Genomic DNA, 16,450 nt, shown 5'->3' on the forward strand with positions numbered 1-16,450 from the left:
ATTGGTCGCAGTTCTGTAACGGCCTGCGTGATCCGGAGTGCGCGTCCCCCGGGCTGGGGGTGCGGTGGCGCGCTTCGGACGTGGAGGGTGCTGTTCCGCGCGTCGGAGGCCGTTCCGCGCGTGGGAGGGTGGATCGCGCTCAGGCAGCCGGAAGTTCTGGCCTGCTACGCGCGGAAGTGCTCCCCGTGCGCGGAACTGCAACCTGCCGGGGGTGTACGGCGCGAGGTGGCGGATCGCAGGTCGGAGGCGCCTCAGGGGCCTGGGCGTCAGCGGCTGCGCGGGGCCCCCGTGGACGCGCGCACGACGAGCTGCGGGACGATGTCGATCGGGCGGAGCAACTCGCCCTCGCTCGGCAGGAGCAGGTCCACGCACCGCCGCCCGAGCTCGGCGAAGTCGACCTGCACCGTCGTGAGCGGGGGCCAGAAGTGCTTCGCCTCGGGGATGTCGTCGTAGCCCACCACCGACAGGTCGCCGGGCACGTCCAGCCCGTACGACCGCGCCGCGTGCATGACCCCGAGCGCCATCTGGTCGTTCGAGCAGAAGATCGCCGTGCAGTCGCGCCACCGCAGCAGCTCCCGGCCGGCGTGGTAGCCGAAGTCGGCGGTCCAGTCGCCCAGGATCGGGGGGACGACCGCCATGTCCCGGTCGGACATCTCGCGCAGGAACCCCTGCATCCGGGCGTCCGCCTCGATCCAGTCCTGTGGCCCCGCGATGTGCCGGACGTGCTCGTGCCCGAGGTCGAGCAGGTGTGCGGTCGCGAGCCGGGCGCCCTCCATCTGGTCGACCCAGAGCGCCGTCGGGTCCTCGCCGACGCTGGCGCGCATCGTGACGTACGGGGTGCGGATGCCGAGCTCGGCGATGAGGTCGAACACGCGCTGCTGGGGGGCGATCACCACGATGCCCTCGACGTCCAGGTCGAGCAGGTGCCCGAGGCCCTCGCGCACGGCGGCGTCCGTCGCCTCGGCGATGTTGGCCGTCGTGACGGAGTAGCCGCGGAGCATCGCGGCATCCTCGATCGCCTGCAGGGCCACGGCCGGTCCGTAGTGGGCCCGTCGTGCCGTCAGGACGCCGATCGTGTGGGTGCGACTCGTCACGAGCGCCCGAGCCGCGCGGTTCGGGCGGTACTGCAGCTGCTCCATCGCCGCGACGACCTTGTCGCGGGTCTCCGCCCGGATCGCGTCCGAGTTGTTCAGCACCCGCGAGACGGTCTGGTGCGAGACGCCCGCCACCCGTGCGACGTCACGGATGCTGGGCGAACGCGGTTGTTGTGTCCGCGATGACGCCATTGCTGCTCGTTTCCGCTCGGGGCCGTGGCACATCGATGTGCACGTTCACATTCCGAGCCAGATCATTATGCACGCCCGTGCCCTGCACGCCAGCCGCACGTGGTCCGCCACGGCTTCCGGTGCGTGCAGGCAGCACGGCGCCGCGGCCGACGGCGTGTGGCGACGCCGCGGATCCGACTGGTCCTCATGACGATGACGCTCACCACGGGCCGGGCGGTGTGTCCGGTTCGTCAGAGCCAGTTGCGCTTTCGGAACACCAGCCAGAGCACGCCCATCAGTGCCAGCATGCCGACGATCGCCACCGGGTACCCGTACCGCCAGTGCAGCTCCGGCATGTGGTCGAAGTTCATGCCGTAGACCCCGGCGATCAGCCCGGGCGCGAACAGGATCGCCGCCCACGACGAGATCTTCTTGACCTCCTCGCCCTGCCGGTGCGCGGCGCGGGCGAGCTGGCGGCTCTCCTCGCCCTGCGCCAGGCTCGCGCTCGTCATCCGGCGCATCGCCTCGTTCTGCTCCTGGGACACCAGGGTGGCGTGCAGGGTCAGGGCGTTCTCGAGCAGGGCGCGGAAGGAGTCGATCCGTTCCGAGACGCGCAGCGCGTGGTCGAGCACGTTCCGCAGGCGGTGCTGGACCTCGTCGTCGACGCCGTACTTGTCGGCACCGCGCAGCAGTCCGCGGACCATCGACGGCACCGGCTTCGTCGCGCGCTGGAAGGACAGCACCTCGCTGAGCACCTGGTAGATGCGCTTCGAGACGCCCGGGTCGACCTGGCCGGCGAACAGCTGGTCCTCGATGGTGTCGATCTGGTCCTGCAGCACCTCGACGACGGGGCCGTAGCCGTCGACGACCTCGTCGAGCACGGCGGCGGTGACCGCCTCGGACCCGCGCGCGAGGAAGTCGGGGTCCTGCTCGACGCGGGCCCGGAGCGCCCCCAGGTCCGGCCGGTCGGCGTGCCGGACGCTCACCACGAACCGGTCGCCGACGAACAGGTGCACCTCGCCGAACGCGACCGCACCTGCGGTCGGCTCGTACCAGGCGGGCCGGAGCACGACGAACAGGGTGTCGCCGTAGCGCTCGAGCTTCGCCCGCTGGTGCCCCTTCGCGGCGTCCTCGACGGCGTTCTCGTGCAGGTCGAACTCCGCGGCGACGGCGTCGAGCTCACGTGCGTCGGGGCGGAGCAGGCCGATCCACGTCAGGTCGCCGCCGACGGGTCGCGACGGTGATGCCGGCGACTCCACGCGGCGTCCCCGGACGTAGATCGCGTTGTCGATCAGTGCCATGTGCGTGCTCCTCGGGTCGGGAGCAGGCAGGCGCGGTGGCGCCCCGGTCGACACCGGGGCAGGGCGGGTCAGCAAACGGGCGCGACGACCACCAGGGGCGGTCGGCCCGATCGAGGATGGTCACCCGACATCGCGCCTCACCTGCCCTTCTCGTCTCGTCCGGCCGTGCCCGGAGGGGCTGCCGACGGACGAGCGTACGCCTGCCGTGTGCACGGGACAAGCCGGTCCGTGCACGGGACGAGCCGGTCCGTCCGACCGGCAGGACCACGGACCCGGCGGCACCGGGCCGGGCCGGGCCGGCTTCAGCGCGTGACGCGCAGGCCGGCCGTCCGCAGCTCGGCGAGCTGCCACCCGAGCCAGGGGCTCCAGGCGAACGGTGCGCCGGCGACGGCCTCGTGCAGGGAGTCCTCGGAGACCCACGCCCACTCGGCGACCTCGTCGTCGGCGGGGGCCGGGGTGTCGTCGGTCACGGCACGGAAGACGGGGCAGACCTCGTTCTCGACGATGCCGGACGCGTCGACCGCGCGGTACCGGAAGTCCGGCAGCACGACCTCGACGTCGCGCACGGTGATGCCGAGCTCGCGCGAGGCACGGCGGGCGATGGCGTCCTCGAACGACTCGTCGGGTCCGGGGTGGCCGCAGAACGTGTTGGTCCACACGCCCGGCCACGTCTTCTTCGACAGGGCTCGCCGGGTCACCAGGACGTCCCCGTCGGTGTTCCGCACGTGGCACGAGAAGGCCAGGTGGAGGGGCGTGTGGTCTGTGTGCACCGTGAACTTGTCCGCCGTGCCGACCGGGGTACGGTCGTCGGCCAGCAGGACCACGGTTTCCGGGAAAGCATTCATCTGCACCGATAGATTAGGGCAATGAGCGAGGAAGCGACCACCGTCGCACACATCGACCTCGCGCTCGTCGACGACTGCCTCGAGCGCTTCTTCGCTGTGTCGTCGGCCCGCGCCGAGCGCTACGGCCGACCGTCCGAGGAACTCTGGCGCGTGCTCCGCAAGGCGAGCATGGGCGGCAAGCGCTTCCGGCCGCGCATGGTCCTCACCGCGTACGCCGGCATGGGCGGCACCGACGTGCCTGCCGCCGCGAACGTCGCCGCCGCCTACGAACTCCTGCACACCGCCCTCGTCGTGCACGACGACGTCATCGACCGCGACTGGTCCCGCCGCGGGCAGCCGAACGTCGCCGGGTCCTTCCGCGACACCGGCACGACGGGTGGGCTGCCGCTGCCCACCGCCGAGCACCGGGGGATGAGCGCCGCGGTCATCGCCGGCGACCTCGCGCTCGCCGCCGCGCCCCGCTTCATCGAGGCCTCGGGCGCCGAGGGGCACCGCCGCGCACGCCTGCTCGAGCTCCTCGACGAGGCCGTCTTCGCCAGTGCCGCCGGCGAGATGACCGACGTCGACCTCGCCCTCGGCGTGATGCCGACGGTCGACGAGGTCCTGCAGATGGAGCGCGCGAAGACGAGCGTGTACTCGTTCGAGGCCCCGCTGCAGTCCGGCGCCGTGCTCGCCGGGGCCGACGAGTCCGTCGTCGCCGCGCTCGGCGCCTTCGGCCGCGAGATCGGCATCGCGTACCAGATCGTGGACGACCTGCTCGGGGTCTTCGGCGACGAGACGACGACCGGCAAGAGCGTCCTCGGCGACCTGCGCGAGGGCAAGCGCACGATGCTCATCGCCTACGCCGCCACCACCGACTGCTGGCCGGACCTGGCGCCGTACCTGGGCGACCCGGACCTGACCGAGGAGCGCGCGGCTGAACTCCGTGCGACCCTGGTCACCTGCGGCGCCCGATCCGCCGCGGAGTCCCGGATCGCCGAGCACGTCGCACTCGCACGTGCCGAGCTGTCCGGGCTGCCGTACGACCTCGCCGACCGCCTGGAGGGCCTCGTGACCGAACTCGTGGAACGCGCCCGGTGACGACCACCACGTCACCGTCGCGCCGCCTGCCCCTGTACGACGCGACGGCCGAGGCCGCCTCGGGCGTCGTCATCGACCGGTACTCGACGTCGTTCGGCCTGGCCAGCCGGCTGCTCGCGAAGGACACACGGGAGCACATCCGCAACGTCTACGCCCTGGTCCGCGTCGCGGACGAGGTCGTCGACGGCCCGGCGACCGAGGCCGGTCTCGATCGCGACCTCGCCCGCACGGTGCTCGACGAGCTCGAGGCCGACACCGAGCGCGCGATCGCCCTCGGCTTCTCGGTGAACCCGGTCGTGCACGCGTTCGCCCGCACCGCCCGGGTCACCGGGTTCGGCGCGGAGCTCACGAAGCCGTTCTTCGCGTCGATGCGGATGGACCTCGAGCGCACCGAGCACGACGACGCGTCGTTCGACGCCTACGTGTACGGCTCGGCCGAGGTCGTCGGGCTCATGTGCCTCCGCGCCTTCGTGTACCGCGCCGGACGACCGACCTTCGACCAGGCCGAGCTCGTCGCCGGGGCCCGTGCCCTCGGGGCGGCGTTCCAGAAGGTGAACTTCCTGCGCGACCTGCACGCCGACTTCGAGGTGCTCGGTCGCTCCTACTTCCCAGGGGTCGACATCCGCTCGTTCGACGAGAGCACGAAGGAGCGTCTGGTGGCCGACGTCCAGGACGACCTCGACCACGCCGCCCGGACCATCCGGCTGCTGCCGGCCGACGCCCGGAACGCGGTCGGCCTCGCGCACGCCCTGTTCCAGGAGCTCAACGACCGCATCGCACGCACGCCGGCGCACCGCCTGGTGACGACGCGCGTGCGCGTCCCGAACCCGGTGAAGGCCCGCCTGGCCGCGCAGGTGCTCGCCGGACGCTCGCCCGTGCGGTCGACGGCGTCCACCCGTCGGACGGGAGGCACCCCGTGACCCCGCCCCGCGCCTCCCGTCCGGACACGGCCGCGTCCCCGACCCGGCGCAAGGTGCCCGCTCGCCGCGCCGTCGTGATCGGTGGTGGCATCAGCGGCCTGGCGGCCGCCGCCCTGCTCGCCCGTGACGGCTTCGCCGTCACGGTGCTCGAACAGCGCACCCAACTCGGCGGCCGCGCCGGCTCGTGGGAGCGCGACGGCTTCCGGTTCGACACCGGGCCGTCGTGGTACCTCATGCCCGAGGTGTTCGACCACTTCTTCCAGCTGCTCGGCACCTCGGCCGACGCCGAGCTCGACCTGGTGAAGCTCGACCCGGGCTACCGCGTCTACACCGAGGGCCACGACGAGCCGATCGACCTGCGGGCGGACCGCGAGGCGAACATCGCGCTCTTCGAGTCCGTCGAACCGGGCGCCGGCGCGCGGATCCGGAAGTACCTCGCCTCGGCCGAGGACACCTACGCGATGGCGATCCGCCGGTTCCTGTACACGACGTTCCAGGACCTCACGAAGCTCGCGGCCCCCGACGTGCTCCGTCGTCTGCCGAAGCTCGCCCGGCTCCTGCTGCAGCCGTTGTCGTCCCGCGCCGCCTCGGCCGTCAAGGACCGGCGGCTCTGGCAGATCCTCGGCTACCCCGCGGTCTTCCTGGGCACCAGCCCGTACGCCGCGCCGAGCATGTACCACCTGATGAGCCACCTCGACCTCGCCGACGGGGTGCTGTACCCGAAGGGCGGCATCACCGAGGTCATCGGCGCCGTCGAGCGCGTCGCCCGGGCCGAGGGCGCCCGGGTCATCGCCGGCGCGAAGGTCGAGCGGATCGTCGTCGAGGACGGCGTCGTCACCGGGGTCGTGCACCGCGACCGCGACGGTGTGCAGCACACCGCCCCGGCGGACCTCGTGGTGAGCGCCGCCGACCTGCAGCACACCGAGATGCAGCTGCTCGACCGCGAGCACCGCACCCACGGCGCCGAGCACTGGAAGACCCGCGACCCGGGGCCGAGCGCCGTGCTCGTGTACCTCGGCATCGACGGGCCGACGCCGGGGCTGCTGCACCACACGCTCGTGTTCACCGAGGACTGGAAGGCGAACTTCGGCGCGATCTTCGGGAAGGACCGGCACGTGCCGGACCCGGCGTCGATCTACGTCTGCGCCCCCTCGGAGACGGACCCGTCCGTCGCGCCCCGCGGTTCGAGCAACCTGTTCATCCTCGTGCCGCTGCCGGCCGACCTGTCGATCGGCAAGGGCGGCGTCGACGGCGCCGGCGACTTCGAGGTCGAGCGGATCGCCGACCGCGCGATCGACGTCGTCGCCGAACGTGCCGGCGTCCCGGACCTGCGCGACCGGATCCGGGTGCGCCGGACGATCGGTCCGCGCGACTTCGCCGACGACCTGAACGCCTGGAACGGCTCGATGCTCGGCCCGGCGCACACCCTCAAGCAGAGCGCGTTCTTCCGCGAGAAGAACGCCTCGACGAAGGTGCAGGGGCTGTACTACGTCGGCGCCTCGACGATCCCGGGCATCGGCCTGCCGATGTGCCTGATCAGTGCCGAGGTGCTGCTCAAGCGCATCCACGGGGACACGAGCACCGAACCGCTGCCGACACCGCTCCGGGCGCCGAGGGACCGGACCGGCGCCGCCTGATGCCGGGGGTGTACCTCGCCGGCCTCGTGGTGTCCCTGGTCGGCATGACCGTGCTCGACGCCCGCTTCCGGCTGTTCTTCTGGCGGGCACCCTGGCGGGCGGCTGCCGTGATGGTCGTCGGCGTCGCGTTCTTCATGGTGTGGGACGTCGCCGGTGTCGCGGCCGGCATCTTCTTCATCGGGCCGCAGGACCTGCTCACCGGGGTGCTCCTGGCACCCGAGGTCCCGCTCGAGGAGCTCTTCTTCCTGCTGCTGCTCTGCTACTCGACGATGGACCTGGTCGGGTTCGTCCGGCCGGTCGTCGCCCGGGCTGCGGAACGGCGGCGCCCGTGACCGGCACCGGCGCGTACGCGCTGCTCGCGCTGCCCTTCTTCGCCGTGACCGCCGTCGTGGCCGTGGTCGCCGGGGTCGTCGCCGCGCGTCGTGCCCGGGCCGCCGGACGCCGACCGGGTCACGGCCGTCGTGTCGCCGTGACCACCTCGCTCGTCGCCGGCGTCGCCCTGCTCGTCATGACGATCGTCTTCGACAACGTCATCGTCGGGCTCGGCATCGTCGACTACGACGCCGGACTCATCAGCGGTGCGAAGATCGGGGTGATCCCGGTCGAGGACCTCGCCTACGCGATGTCGGCGGTCGTGCTGCTGCCCAGCCTCTGGGTGCTGTTCGACCGCTCCGGCGGACGGGACGCGACCCGACCGCACGACGCGACCGCGGCGCGCCCCGCGCCCAAGCCGACCACCGCACGACCGGAGGACCACCCGTGAACGCCAGCACCGCCTCCAGGCCGTCGACCCTGCGCGCGCTGTTCGTGTCGTCGCGGCCGATCAGCTGGGTGAACACCGCCTACCCGTTCGGTGCCGCGTACCTGCTCGGCAGCGGGGTGGGGGTCGACGGCGGCGGCGGGTTCTCGCTCGTCGCGTTCCTGGTCGGCGTCGTGTACTTCCTGGTGCCCTACAACCTGGCCATGTACGGCATCAACGACGTCTTCGACTACGAGTCCGACCTGCGCAACCCGCGCAAGGGCGGCGTCGAGGGCGCGCTGCTCGACAAGAGCGTGCACCGCACGACGCTCTGGGCCGTCGTCGTCACGAACGTCCCCTTCCTGGTCGCGCTCGTGGTGCTCGGCGCGGTGAGCGGCAACGGCCCCTGGTCGTGGCTCGTGCTGGCGATCAGCGTGTTCGCGGTCATCGCGTACTCGGCGCCGGGGCTGCGCTTCAAGGAGAAGCCGTTCCTCGACTCGCTCACGTCGAGCACCCACTTCGTGTCGCCGGCGGTCTACGGCCTCGCCCTCGCCGGCCCGCACTGGACCGGGGAACTCGTCGCCGTGTGCATCGCGTTCTTCCTGTGGGGTGTCGCCTCGCACGCGTTCGGCGCCGTGCAGGACGTCCTGGCCGACCGCGCCGGCGGCATCGGCTCCGTCGCCACCGTGATCGGGGCGCGGGCCACGGTCCGCCTGGCCTTCGTCGCCTACGTGGTGGCCGGCGTCGCGCTGCTGTTCTCGGCGTTCCCCGGGCCGATCGCCGCGGTCGTCGTCGTGCCCTACGCGCTCAACGTGCTGCCGTGGTGGAACGTGACGGACGACGGTGCCGAGGCCGCGAACGCCGGGTGGAAGCGGTTCCTCTGGATCAACTACCTGGCCGGGTTCATCGTCACCATGGCGCTCATCGCGTACGCGTTCACGCACTGAGGCCGACGGGCGATTCGTCGCGAAACGTGCCCCGCGGTCCGCGGTCTGCGCCCCGCCTGAGGTTCGGGCGCCCGGTCGTGCCCCGGCCCTCGCTGTCCGCGCCCCGCAGCGGTCGTCGCGCCCCGGCTCACCGGGGCGCGACGCGTGTCCGGGGGCGCGATCCCGGTGGACCGCGGCGACCCGGGCCCACCCACCCACGACCGCCCCACCCACGACCGCCGGCGACCCGGGCCCGCCCACCCACGACCGCCCGCACCCGGGCCCGCTCACCCGCGCCCGCCCACCCGCCACCGCCGCACTGACAGACTGGACGCACGCACCGCGGCGTCCGTGGTGCGACACCAGCCACGACGGCAGTCACGAAGGAGTGCGCGCATGACGGTCCGGATCATCCACGTCGGTCTCGGAGGGTGGGGCGGCAACTGGGCCCGCACCGCCATCCCAGAGGTCTCCGAAGTGGAGGTGGTCGGGATCGTCGACCCGACGGCCCCGACGCTCGAGGCCGTCCGCCAGGACCTCGGGCTGCCCGCGTCGGCCGCGTTCGGATCGCTCACCGAGGCCCTCGCCGCGGTCGAGGCCGACGCCGTCGTCATCACCGCGCCCGCCGTCACGCACGTGCCGCTCGCGCTCGAGGCCCTCGAGGCCGGCAAGCACGTCCTGGTCGAGAAGCCGTTCGCGAACACCACGGACGAGGCCGTCACCGCGGTCCGCCGTGCCGAGGAACTCGGACTCGTGCTGCAGGTCAGCCAGAACTACCGCTGGTACCCGGCGCCCCGCGTCGTGCAGGAGATGCTCGAGGCGGACGCCGTCGGCGAGCTCTCCGCGATCACGATCGACTTCCGTCAGTGGGACAACGACCTGGCGTTCGAGGAGCACCCGCACTACCGGTTCCCGCACGCGATGATCAACGACATGGCGATCCACCACTTCGACCTGCTCCGGATGATCACCGGGCGCGAGGCGGTGCGGGTCTACGCGAAGTCCTCGTACCCGTCGTACAGCAAGTACCAGGACGAGGCCGTCGCGTCGATGATCATCGAGCTCGACGACGGACTGGTCGTGAGCTACCGAGGCAGCTGGCTGAGCCGCGCGCCGCGCACCGCCTGGGCGGGGGAGTGGAGCATCCAGGGCGAGGACGGCGAACTCTGGTTCACCAGCCGTTCCGGTGCCCCGAACGCCGTGGCGGGCGACCGCGTGACGTTCCGCCGCACGCAGGACGACGACGCCGAGCCGGTCGAGCTGCCCACCCTCGCGCACACCGACCGCCAGGGCGGGTTGCAGGCGTTCGCGCGCTCGGTGCAGGGCGGTCCCGCGCCGGAGACGAGCGGCCGCGACAACCTGCGGAGCCTCGCGCTCATGGAGGCGGCGGGCCGCTCCGCCGCCTCGGGCCGACCCGAGGACGTCGTCGTCCCGAGCTGAGCGCAGCCGCAGCCGGCCCCTGCTGATCGCCGGCACCCTCCGGTCGCTTCCACGTGCCGGACGGGAGGCACGGTGCCGGCCTGGCCCGTGCCTCCCGTCCGCCGCGTCGCGGGGTCCGTCCACCCCGCGGACGTGTCAGGCCGCGCCAGCCGCCCGCCGGGCCTGCGCCACGGCACGACGCGCGCCGAGCGACCAGCCGGGGCCGTGGCCGGGCAGCACGTGCTTCGCCTCGGTGTCCGCGAGCCGCTCGAGCGAGGCGACGGCGGTGTCGACGTCCGAGGTCGCCGCCGGCGCCACGATGCGCGGCCCGATGCCGCCGGTGTAGGGGTCGAGGGTGACGAGCGCGTCGCCCGCGATCACCGCGTCGCGGTCGGCGAAGTGCAGCGCGACGTGCCCGTCGGTGTGCCCCGGCGTCTCGATGATCCACGGGGTGCCGGGGACGTCGACGCGGGACTCCAGGGGCAGGGTGTCGTCGATGCCGGACACGGTGGCGGCGCCGGCGAGCAGCATGCGCCCCAGCGGCCGCAACCCGCCCGGGTGCCGTGCGACGAAGCCGAGGCGGTTCGTCTGCGGGCGGTAGGAGTACGGGTGGGCGGCGAGTGCCCGGTCGCCCGGGTGCACGTGGACGGGCGTGCCCCAGTCCCGGTGCATCCGCGCCGCGGTGCCGACGTGGTCGAAGTGGCCGTGCGTGAGCAGGAGCCCCTCGACGCGGTCGGGCGTGTACCCGAGGTCGTGCACCGCGAGCTGCAGGTGCGGCCACGCGGCGGGCAGCCCGGCGTCGACGACGAGCAGTCGGTCGCCGGTCTCGACGAGGTACGTGTTGGTGTGTGCGACCTCGAGGCGGTGGATCCCCTCGGCGGCGTCCCGGATGAGCATGACCGGCACGGTAACCAGGTGCTGCTGTGCACGATCCCGGCCGCGCACGTGTAGGAAATGGAGAATGGCCAAGGACAGTCTGCCCGAGCTCGAACTCGCCAACGTCCGCACCCGTGAGGGCATCACGGACACCGTGACGGAACTCAAGCGGCGTGCGAACCTGCCCGCCCGGACCCGGCTCGCGGTCGCGAAGACCAAGCAGCGGTGGCACCGCGACCCGACGCCCCTCGTGGCGATGGGCATCACCGGTCTCACCGGGGTCGCGGCGATCATCGTCGGCATCTCGATGCGCAACAGCCCCGCCGGGCACCTGGCGACCCCGCCCGCGAGCTCCGCGTTCACCGCGCTGCTGCCGTTCGGCACGCGTGGTGACGCCCCGTCGGCGAAGGAGCAGGCGCAGGGCGGCCGGAAGGGCCGCAAGGCGCGGCGGAAGGCCGCCGAGGAAGCCCTCGAGCAGGACCCGGCGCACAAGGCACGGGTGAAGCAGCAGGTCGGCATCAGCGCCGTGCAGCGGCGGGCCGACAAGAACCGCAAGGCGGCGGTGAAGCGGTCGAAGCAGGCCGCGAAGCGCCTCGCCGCACGGAAGGGTTGAGACGATGAGCGACGACCAGCAGAAGCCCCCGGCCGACGACCCCCGCAAGGCCGACAGCCCCACCGACCTCAAGAAGCCGACGCTCGTCTACACGTTGAAGAAGACGCTCCGCGAGTTCTCGAGCGACCAGTGCACCGACCTCGCCGCGAGCCTGACGTACTACTCGGTGCTCGCGCTGTTCCCCGGGTTGCTGGCCGTCGTGTCGATCCTCGGCCTGGTGTCGAACCCGAAGGACACGGTCGACTCCCTGTTGACGATCATCGGCAACGTCGGCTCGAAGGACGTCGCCGAGCTGCTGCGGGAGCCGGTGGAGGGCCTCGTCCGCTCGCCCGCCGCACCCGTCACGTTCATCGTCGGTCTGCTCGGCGCGCTCTGGTCGGCCTCCGGCTACGTCGGCGCCTTCGGCCGTTCGATGAACCGGATCTACAACGTCCGCGAGGGCCGGCCGATCTGGAAGCTCCGCCCGACCATGCTCGGCGTCACCGTGACCACCGTCGTCCTGCTCGTGCTCGGGCTGCTCGCACTCGTCAGCGGTCCCCTCGCCCGCAGCTTCGGCGACCTCATCGGGCTCGGCGACGTCGCCGCCACGGTGCTGCTCATCGTGCAGTGGCCGATCATGCTCGTCATCGCGGTCCTCGTCGTGGCGGTGCTGTACTACTGGTCGCCGAACGTCAAGCAGCCGAAGTTCCGGTGGGTGAGCGGCGGGTCGATCCTGGCGCTGCTCATCTGGATCATCGCGAGCGTCGGCTTCGGGTTCTACGTCGGGAACTTCTCGAACTACAACGCCACGTACGGCTCGCTCGGTGGTGTCATCGTCTTCCTGCTGTGGATCTGGATCACGAACAACGCGCTGCTGTTCGGCGCCGAGTTCGACGCCGAGATCGAGCGGGGCCGCGAGCTGCAGGCCGGCATCCGCGCGGAGGAGGACATCCAGCTCCCCGAGCGCGACACCCGTCAGATCGAGAAGCAGGACGAGAAGCGCGCGCAGGACGTCCTCGAGGGCATCCGCATCCGCCAGGGCGTCGACAACGACTGACGGTCGGTCCCCGGGTCGGGGCGCTACCGTGCGAGCGTGCCGTCCTTCCTCGAGGGCCTGCCGTTCCGGTGGCTCCTCCTCGCGCTCTTCCTGGTCGTGTTCTGCCGCGCGCAGGCCACGTACTGGGTCGCGCGGCTGGCGGTGACGGGGGCGTCCCGGTCGCGGTGGGGCGGGTGGCTGCGGTCGCCCGCCGTCCGCCGCGAGTCCGCCCTGCTCGAGCGCTGGGGGCTGCCGGTCGTCACGGCGAGCTTCGTCGTGGTCGGGCTGCAGACGGTGATGAACGCGGCCGCGGGGCTCGCCCGGGTCGCCTGGTGGCGGTACACGGTCGCGATGGTGCCGGGCTGCGTCGTGTGGGCGCTCCTGTACGCGACCGTCGGGTTCGCCGTGTTCTGGGCAGTGGTCGCGGCGCTCGCCGGCTCGCCGTGGGGCGTCGCCGCGATCGGGGGACTCGTGGTCGCCGCCGCCGTCGCGCTGACGGTCATCCACAGACGTCGCCGCCGCACAGGAGGCCCGGCCCGGCTTCCGTAGGCTGGCCCACGTGACGACAGAACCGCTCCAGAACCGTCCGGTCGCCTTGGTGACCGGAGCCACCCGCGGCATCGGCCGCGCGATCGCCGCCGACCTCGGCCGCACCCACCACGTGCTCGTCGGGGGCCGGTCGGCCGACGCCGTCGACGCGTTCGTCGCCGAACTGCCGAGTGCTGCGCCGTTCGTCGGCGACCTCGGCGCGGGCGACCTGCCGGCGCTGCCCGAGCGGCTCGACGTGCTCGTGCACTCCGCCGGCGTCGAGCAGGGCACCACCGTCGCCGAGACCCCGCGTGCCGTGTGGGAGCAGGTCTTCGCCACGAACGTGTTCGCGGTCGCCGAGCTCACCCGGGCGGCGCTCCCGGCGCTCCGGGCGGCGCGGGGCATCGTCGTGCCGATCAACAGCGGTTCCGGGTTCCTCGCCGGTCCCGGCGGTGGCGTCTACGCGGCGTCGAAGTTCGCGCTGCGGGCCTTCGCCGACGCCCTGCGCGAAGAGGAGCGGGCGAACGGGGTGCGGGTGTCGAGCGTGCACCCGGGCCGGACCGACTCGGACATGCAACGGGCCCTGACCGAGAAGCTCGGCGAGGACTACGACACCGCCTACTACCTGGCCCCGGAGGACGTCGCCGCCGCGGTCCGCACCGTCGTCGACCTGCCGGAGCGGGGCACCGTCGAGTCGCTCGCGATCCGGCCGACCCGACGGCGCTGACGCCGATCACCGCAGCTCGATCCGGTCGTCGAGCTCGAGCCGTTCCAGGAACGTCTCGTCGTGGCTCACCACGACGAGGGCTCCGCGGTGGGTCCGCAGCGCGTCGACGAGCTGGTCGACGCTCGTCAGGTCGAGGTCGTTCGTCGGTTCGTCGAGCACGAGCAGCTGCGGCGGCGGGTCGGCGAGCACCAGGGCCGCCAGCGCCACCCGGAACCGCTCCCCGCCGGACAGGTCGCCTGCCGGGCGGTCGACGGTGTCGCCACGCACCAGGAACCCCGCGAGCCGGTTCCGCACCTCGGCGACGGGGACGTGCGGGGCGTCCCGGCGGACGTTCTCGAGCACCGTGGCGGTGTCGTCGAGGCCGTCCTTCCGTTGCGGCAGGTACGCGATCCGGTCGACGTGGGCGACGGCCCCGGTCTCGGGCAGCGGGTGCTCCCGGGCTGCGGGGGCACCGACGAGCTGTTCGAGCAGGGTGGACTTGCCGACGCCGTTGTCCCCGGTGACCGCGATCCGCTCCGGCCCCTGCACGATCACGTCCCGCCCGCGCACGGTCACGGTGGCGATCCGACGCGACGCCGGGACGCCCGGGTCGGGCAGGGTGACGTGGATCGACTCGTCGTCGCGCAGGCGGAGCTCGGCCTCGCGCTTGGTGGCGAGTGCGGCGGCTTCGTCGTCCGCGTACCCGACGCGGAGTCGGCCGGCGGTCTCCTGCGCCTTCTTCCGCTGCTCGTTCGCCAGGATCTTCGGCATCGACCGGCCCGCCTGCTCACCGGCCTTCGCACGACGCGCGATCTTCGTCTCGGCCTCGATGCGTTGCCGCTTCTCGGTGCGGTGCCGCTGCTCGGCGACGCGGACCTCGCGCTCGACGGCCGCCTGCTGCACGGCCAGGTGCTCCTCGAACGCGCTGAACGTCCCACCGAACACGGTCACCGACCCGGCGCGGAGCTCGACGGTCTCGTCGACGTGCTCCAGGAGTTCCCGGTCGTGGCTGACGAGCACCAGGGTGCCGCGCCAGTCGTCAACCAGGTCGAGCAGCACCCCGCGGGCACGGCGGTCCAGGTTGTTCGTCGGCTCGTCGAGGAACGCGATCGGTCGGCCGCGCAGCCGGACGCCCGCGACGGCGACGAGCACGGACTGCCCGCCGGACAGCGTCGACACCGGCCGCTCGAGGTCGGCGCCGTCGAGCCCGACCCGGTCGAGCACGGCGGCGGCCCGTTCCTCGAGGTCCCAGTCGTCGCCGACGGCGTCGAGCTGTGCTGCCGTGGCGTCGCCGGCCAGGACGGTCCGGAGCGCGGTGAGTGTGGACCGGATGCCGAGCAGGTCGGCGACGGTGTCGTCGTTCCCCGTCGCGAGGCGTTGCGGCAGGTGGTCGACGGGACCCGACGTCGTGATGCTGCCCGACGTGGGGTGGAGCCGGCCGGTCGCGAGCCGGACGAGCGTGGACTTGCCGGCCCCGTTCCTCCCGACCAGGCCGGTGCGTCCGCGACCGAAGGCGGCGGACAGGTGGTCGAGCGCGACGGTGCCGTCGGGCCAGGCGAAGGTGACGTCGTGCAGGACGACGGACGGACTGGTGGGCATGGGGGTGTCTCCCGGTGTCGGTGCTGGGCGCACGACACCGAGGCCACCGCGGTGCGGTGGAGCGCCCGACGGGGCGCGCGATCACGGTGTCAGCGCGTGGGCTGAGCGGTACCGGTGATCGACAGCAATCGTCTGCTTCCGTCGGGGGACCCCCGTGTCCGTCATCCGTCCCGCCGGTCGGTCTCCCGCCCCGGCGGCCCCGCGATGACGACGAGGTGGCCTCCACGGTAATCCCGTGACGCGGGCACCCGCAAGGGATGACAGGCTGGGGGCATGCCGGAGAACCTGTTGCCGAACCCCTCGACGAACCCGTCGACCCTGCTGCCCGCCGAACCCGAGGTGACCGCGGCGCTCGAGGCCGACGCCCCCGTCGCCAGCGTCGTCGTGTCGTACCCGTCGTCGAGCCTGGCGTGGGCCCTGCTCGCCGACGAGGCCTGGGCCCGCGGCGCCACCCTCGAGTCCTACGCGTACGCCCGCGTCGGGTACCACCGCGGGCTCGACGCCCTGCGGAAGGCCGGGTGGCGCGGCGCCGGCCCCGTGCCGTGGTCGCACGAGCCGAACCGCGGCGTGCTCCGCGCCCTGTTCGCCCTGCGCCGTGCGGCCCTGGCGATCGAGGAGCCCGGCGAGCCCGAGCGCCTCACCGACTTCCTCAACGCGAGCGACCCCGAGGCGCTGCGCGCCCTCGACGCCGAGGCGTAGCCGCGCAGCGCGGGCGCCGCGAGTGCGCTCCGCACAACCAAAGTGCTCCCGAACCACGGCGATACGTGGTTTGGGAGCACTTTGGTTGTGCGCGGCGCGCAGACCCGCGCGCGGCGCGCCCCGCCGCGGTCATCGCGCCCCGAAGAGACGGGGCGCGATGACGACAGCGGGGCGCGCCCGTGCCGCCCGCCCGCCGCCCGTGCCGCAACCGCCGCGAACGACGAAACCAGGTTCCGGACACGGAACCACGCCGATGCGCGGTGCTGTGTCCGGAACCTGGTT

The 16,450-nt window shown here is 72.8% G+C and carries 17 protein-coding genes; 12 read left to right on the forward strand and 5 right to left on the reverse strand.

Annotation, left to right across the window (positions count from 1 at the left end):
* Positions 1-266 precede the first annotated feature (266 nt).
* The 3 genes from DEI99_RS01830 to idi all read right to left on the reverse strand — a co-directional run bounded on the left by DEI99_RS01830 (position 267) and on the right by idi (position 3,411).
* Positions 267-1,286, reverse strand: a complete 1,020-nt coding sequence (locus DEI99_RS01830; RefSeq protein WP_111042245.1) for a LacI family DNA-binding transcriptional regulator — start codon at positions 1,284-1,286, stop codon at positions 267-269.
* A 230-nt stretch (positions 1,287-1,516) separates the two neighbouring features.
* Positions 1,517-2,566, reverse strand: a complete 1,050-nt coding sequence (locus tag DEI99_RS01835) for a magnesium and cobalt transport protein CorA (RefSeq protein WP_111042247.1) — start codon at positions 2,564-2,566, stop codon at positions 1,517-1,519.
* A 302-nt stretch (positions 2,567-2,868) separates the two neighbouring features.
* Positions 2,869-3,411 carry an isopentenyl-diphosphate Delta-isomerase gene (gene idi, locus DEI99_RS01840; protein WP_071253070.1) on the reverse strand — a complete coding sequence of 181 codons (543 nt, stop codon included), beginning with the start codon at positions 3,409-3,411 and terminating at the stop codon, positions 2,869-2,871.
* Between the two features lie 21 nt (positions 3,412-3,432).
* Here idi and DEI99_RS01845 point away from each other — a divergent pair, with 21 nt between their 5' ends.
* From DEI99_RS01845 to DEI99_RS01875, 7 genes are all read left to right on the forward strand, one after another.
* Positions 3,433-4,491 (forward strand): polyprenyl synthetase family protein, encoded by a 1,059-nt coding sequence (locus tag DEI99_RS01845; protein ID WP_071253065.1) that lies wholly within the window; start codon positions 3,433-3,435, stop codon positions 4,489-4,491.
* Complete coding sequence (locus tag DEI99_RS01850) at positions 4,488-5,411, forward strand: phytoene/squalene synthase family protein (RefSeq protein ID WP_111042249.1); 924 nt, start codon at positions 4,488-4,490, stop codon at positions 5,409-5,411. The genes DEI99_RS01845 and DEI99_RS01850 overlap by 4 nt, the downstream gene beginning before the upstream one ends.
* On the forward strand, positions 5,408-7,048 hold the full coding sequence (gene crtI, locus DEI99_RS01855) for a phytoene desaturase family protein (protein ID WP_111042251.1): 1,641 nt from the start codon (positions 5,408-5,410) through the stop codon (positions 7,046-7,048). The genes DEI99_RS01850 and crtI overlap by 4 nt, the downstream gene beginning before the upstream one ends.
* Complete coding sequence (locus tag DEI99_RS01860) at positions 7,048-7,380, forward strand: lycopene cyclase domain-containing protein (RefSeq protein ID WP_071296802.1); 333 nt, start codon at positions 7,048-7,050, stop codon at positions 7,378-7,380. Before crtI ends, DEI99_RS01860 begins: the two co-directional genes overlap by 1 nt.
* Positions 7,377-7,811: a lycopene cyclase domain-containing protein gene (locus DEI99_RS01865; RefSeq protein ID WP_111042253.1), complete on the forward strand. Its 435-nt coding sequence runs from the start codon at positions 7,377-7,379 to the stop codon at positions 7,809-7,811. Before DEI99_RS01860 ends, DEI99_RS01865 begins: the two co-directional genes overlap by 4 nt.
* On the forward strand, positions 7,808-8,734 hold the full coding sequence (locus DEI99_RS01870) for a prenyltransferase (protein ID WP_111042255.1): 927 nt from the start codon (positions 7,808-7,810) through the stop codon (positions 8,732-8,734). Before DEI99_RS01865 ends, DEI99_RS01870 begins: the two co-directional genes overlap by 4 nt.
* Positions 8,735-9,109: 375 nt before the next feature.
* Positions 9,110-10,153, forward strand: a complete 1,044-nt coding sequence (locus DEI99_RS01875; RefSeq protein ID WP_111041398.1) for a Gfo/Idh/MocA family protein — start codon at positions 9,110-9,112, stop codon at positions 10,151-10,153.
* 135 nt (positions 10,154-10,288) lie between these two features.
* On the opposite strand, the gene DEI99_RS01880 is transcribed toward DEI99_RS01875, so the two are convergent.
* Entirely contained in the window at positions 10,289-11,029 is a 741-nt protein-coding gene (locus tag DEI99_RS01880) for an MBL fold metallo-hydrolase (protein ID WP_111041397.1), read from the reverse strand.
* A 64-nt stretch (positions 11,030-11,093) separates the two neighbouring features.
* Between DEI99_RS01880 and DEI99_RS01885 the strand changes: the two genes are divergently transcribed.
* From DEI99_RS01885 to DEI99_RS01900, 4 genes are read left to right on the forward strand one after another with little or no spacing between them, the layout of a single operon-like run.
* A complete protein-coding gene (locus DEI99_RS01885; protein ID WP_071253056.1) occupies positions 11,094-11,621 on the forward strand; it encodes a hypothetical protein in 528 nt (175 codons plus the stop codon).
* Positions 11,622-11,625: 4 nt separating this feature from the next.
* Entirely contained in the window at positions 11,626-12,657 is a 1,032-nt protein-coding gene (locus DEI99_RS01890) for a YihY/virulence factor BrkB family protein (RefSeq protein WP_111041388.1), read from the forward strand.
* Between the two features lie 36 nt (positions 12,658-12,693).
* Entirely contained in the window at positions 12,694-13,185 is a 492-nt protein-coding gene (locus DEI99_RS01895) for a DedA family protein (protein WP_111041387.1), read from the forward strand.
* 10 nt (positions 13,186-13,195) lie between these two features.
* The gene (locus DEI99_RS01900) at positions 13,196-13,891 is read left to right on the forward strand and encodes an SDR family oxidoreductase (RefSeq protein WP_071253050.1); all 696 of its coding nucleotides are present in this window, start codon (positions 13,196-13,198) and stop codon (positions 13,889-13,891) included.
* 6 nt (positions 13,892-13,897) lie between these two features.
* Here DEI99_RS01900 and DEI99_RS01905 read toward each other — a convergent pair whose 3' ends face one another.
* Entirely contained in the window at positions 13,898-15,469 is a 1,572-nt protein-coding gene (locus DEI99_RS01905) for an ABC-F family ATP-binding cassette domain-containing protein (protein ID WP_111041386.1), read from the reverse strand.
* 273 nt (positions 15,470-15,742) lie between these two features.
* On the opposite strand from DEI99_RS01905, the gene DEI99_RS01910 reads away from it, so the two are divergent.
* The gene (locus DEI99_RS01910) at positions 15,743-16,168 is read left to right on the forward strand and encodes a DUF3151 domain-containing protein (protein WP_111041384.1); all 426 of its coding nucleotides are present in this window, start codon (positions 15,743-15,745) and stop codon (positions 16,166-16,168) included.
* Positions 16,169-16,450 lie beyond the last annotated feature (282 nt).

The sequence above is a fragment of the Curtobacterium sp. MCLR17_036 genome, assembly GCF_003234445.2.
Classification (GTDB): Bacteria; Actinomycetota; Actinomycetes; order Actinomycetales; family Microbacteriaceae; genus Curtobacterium.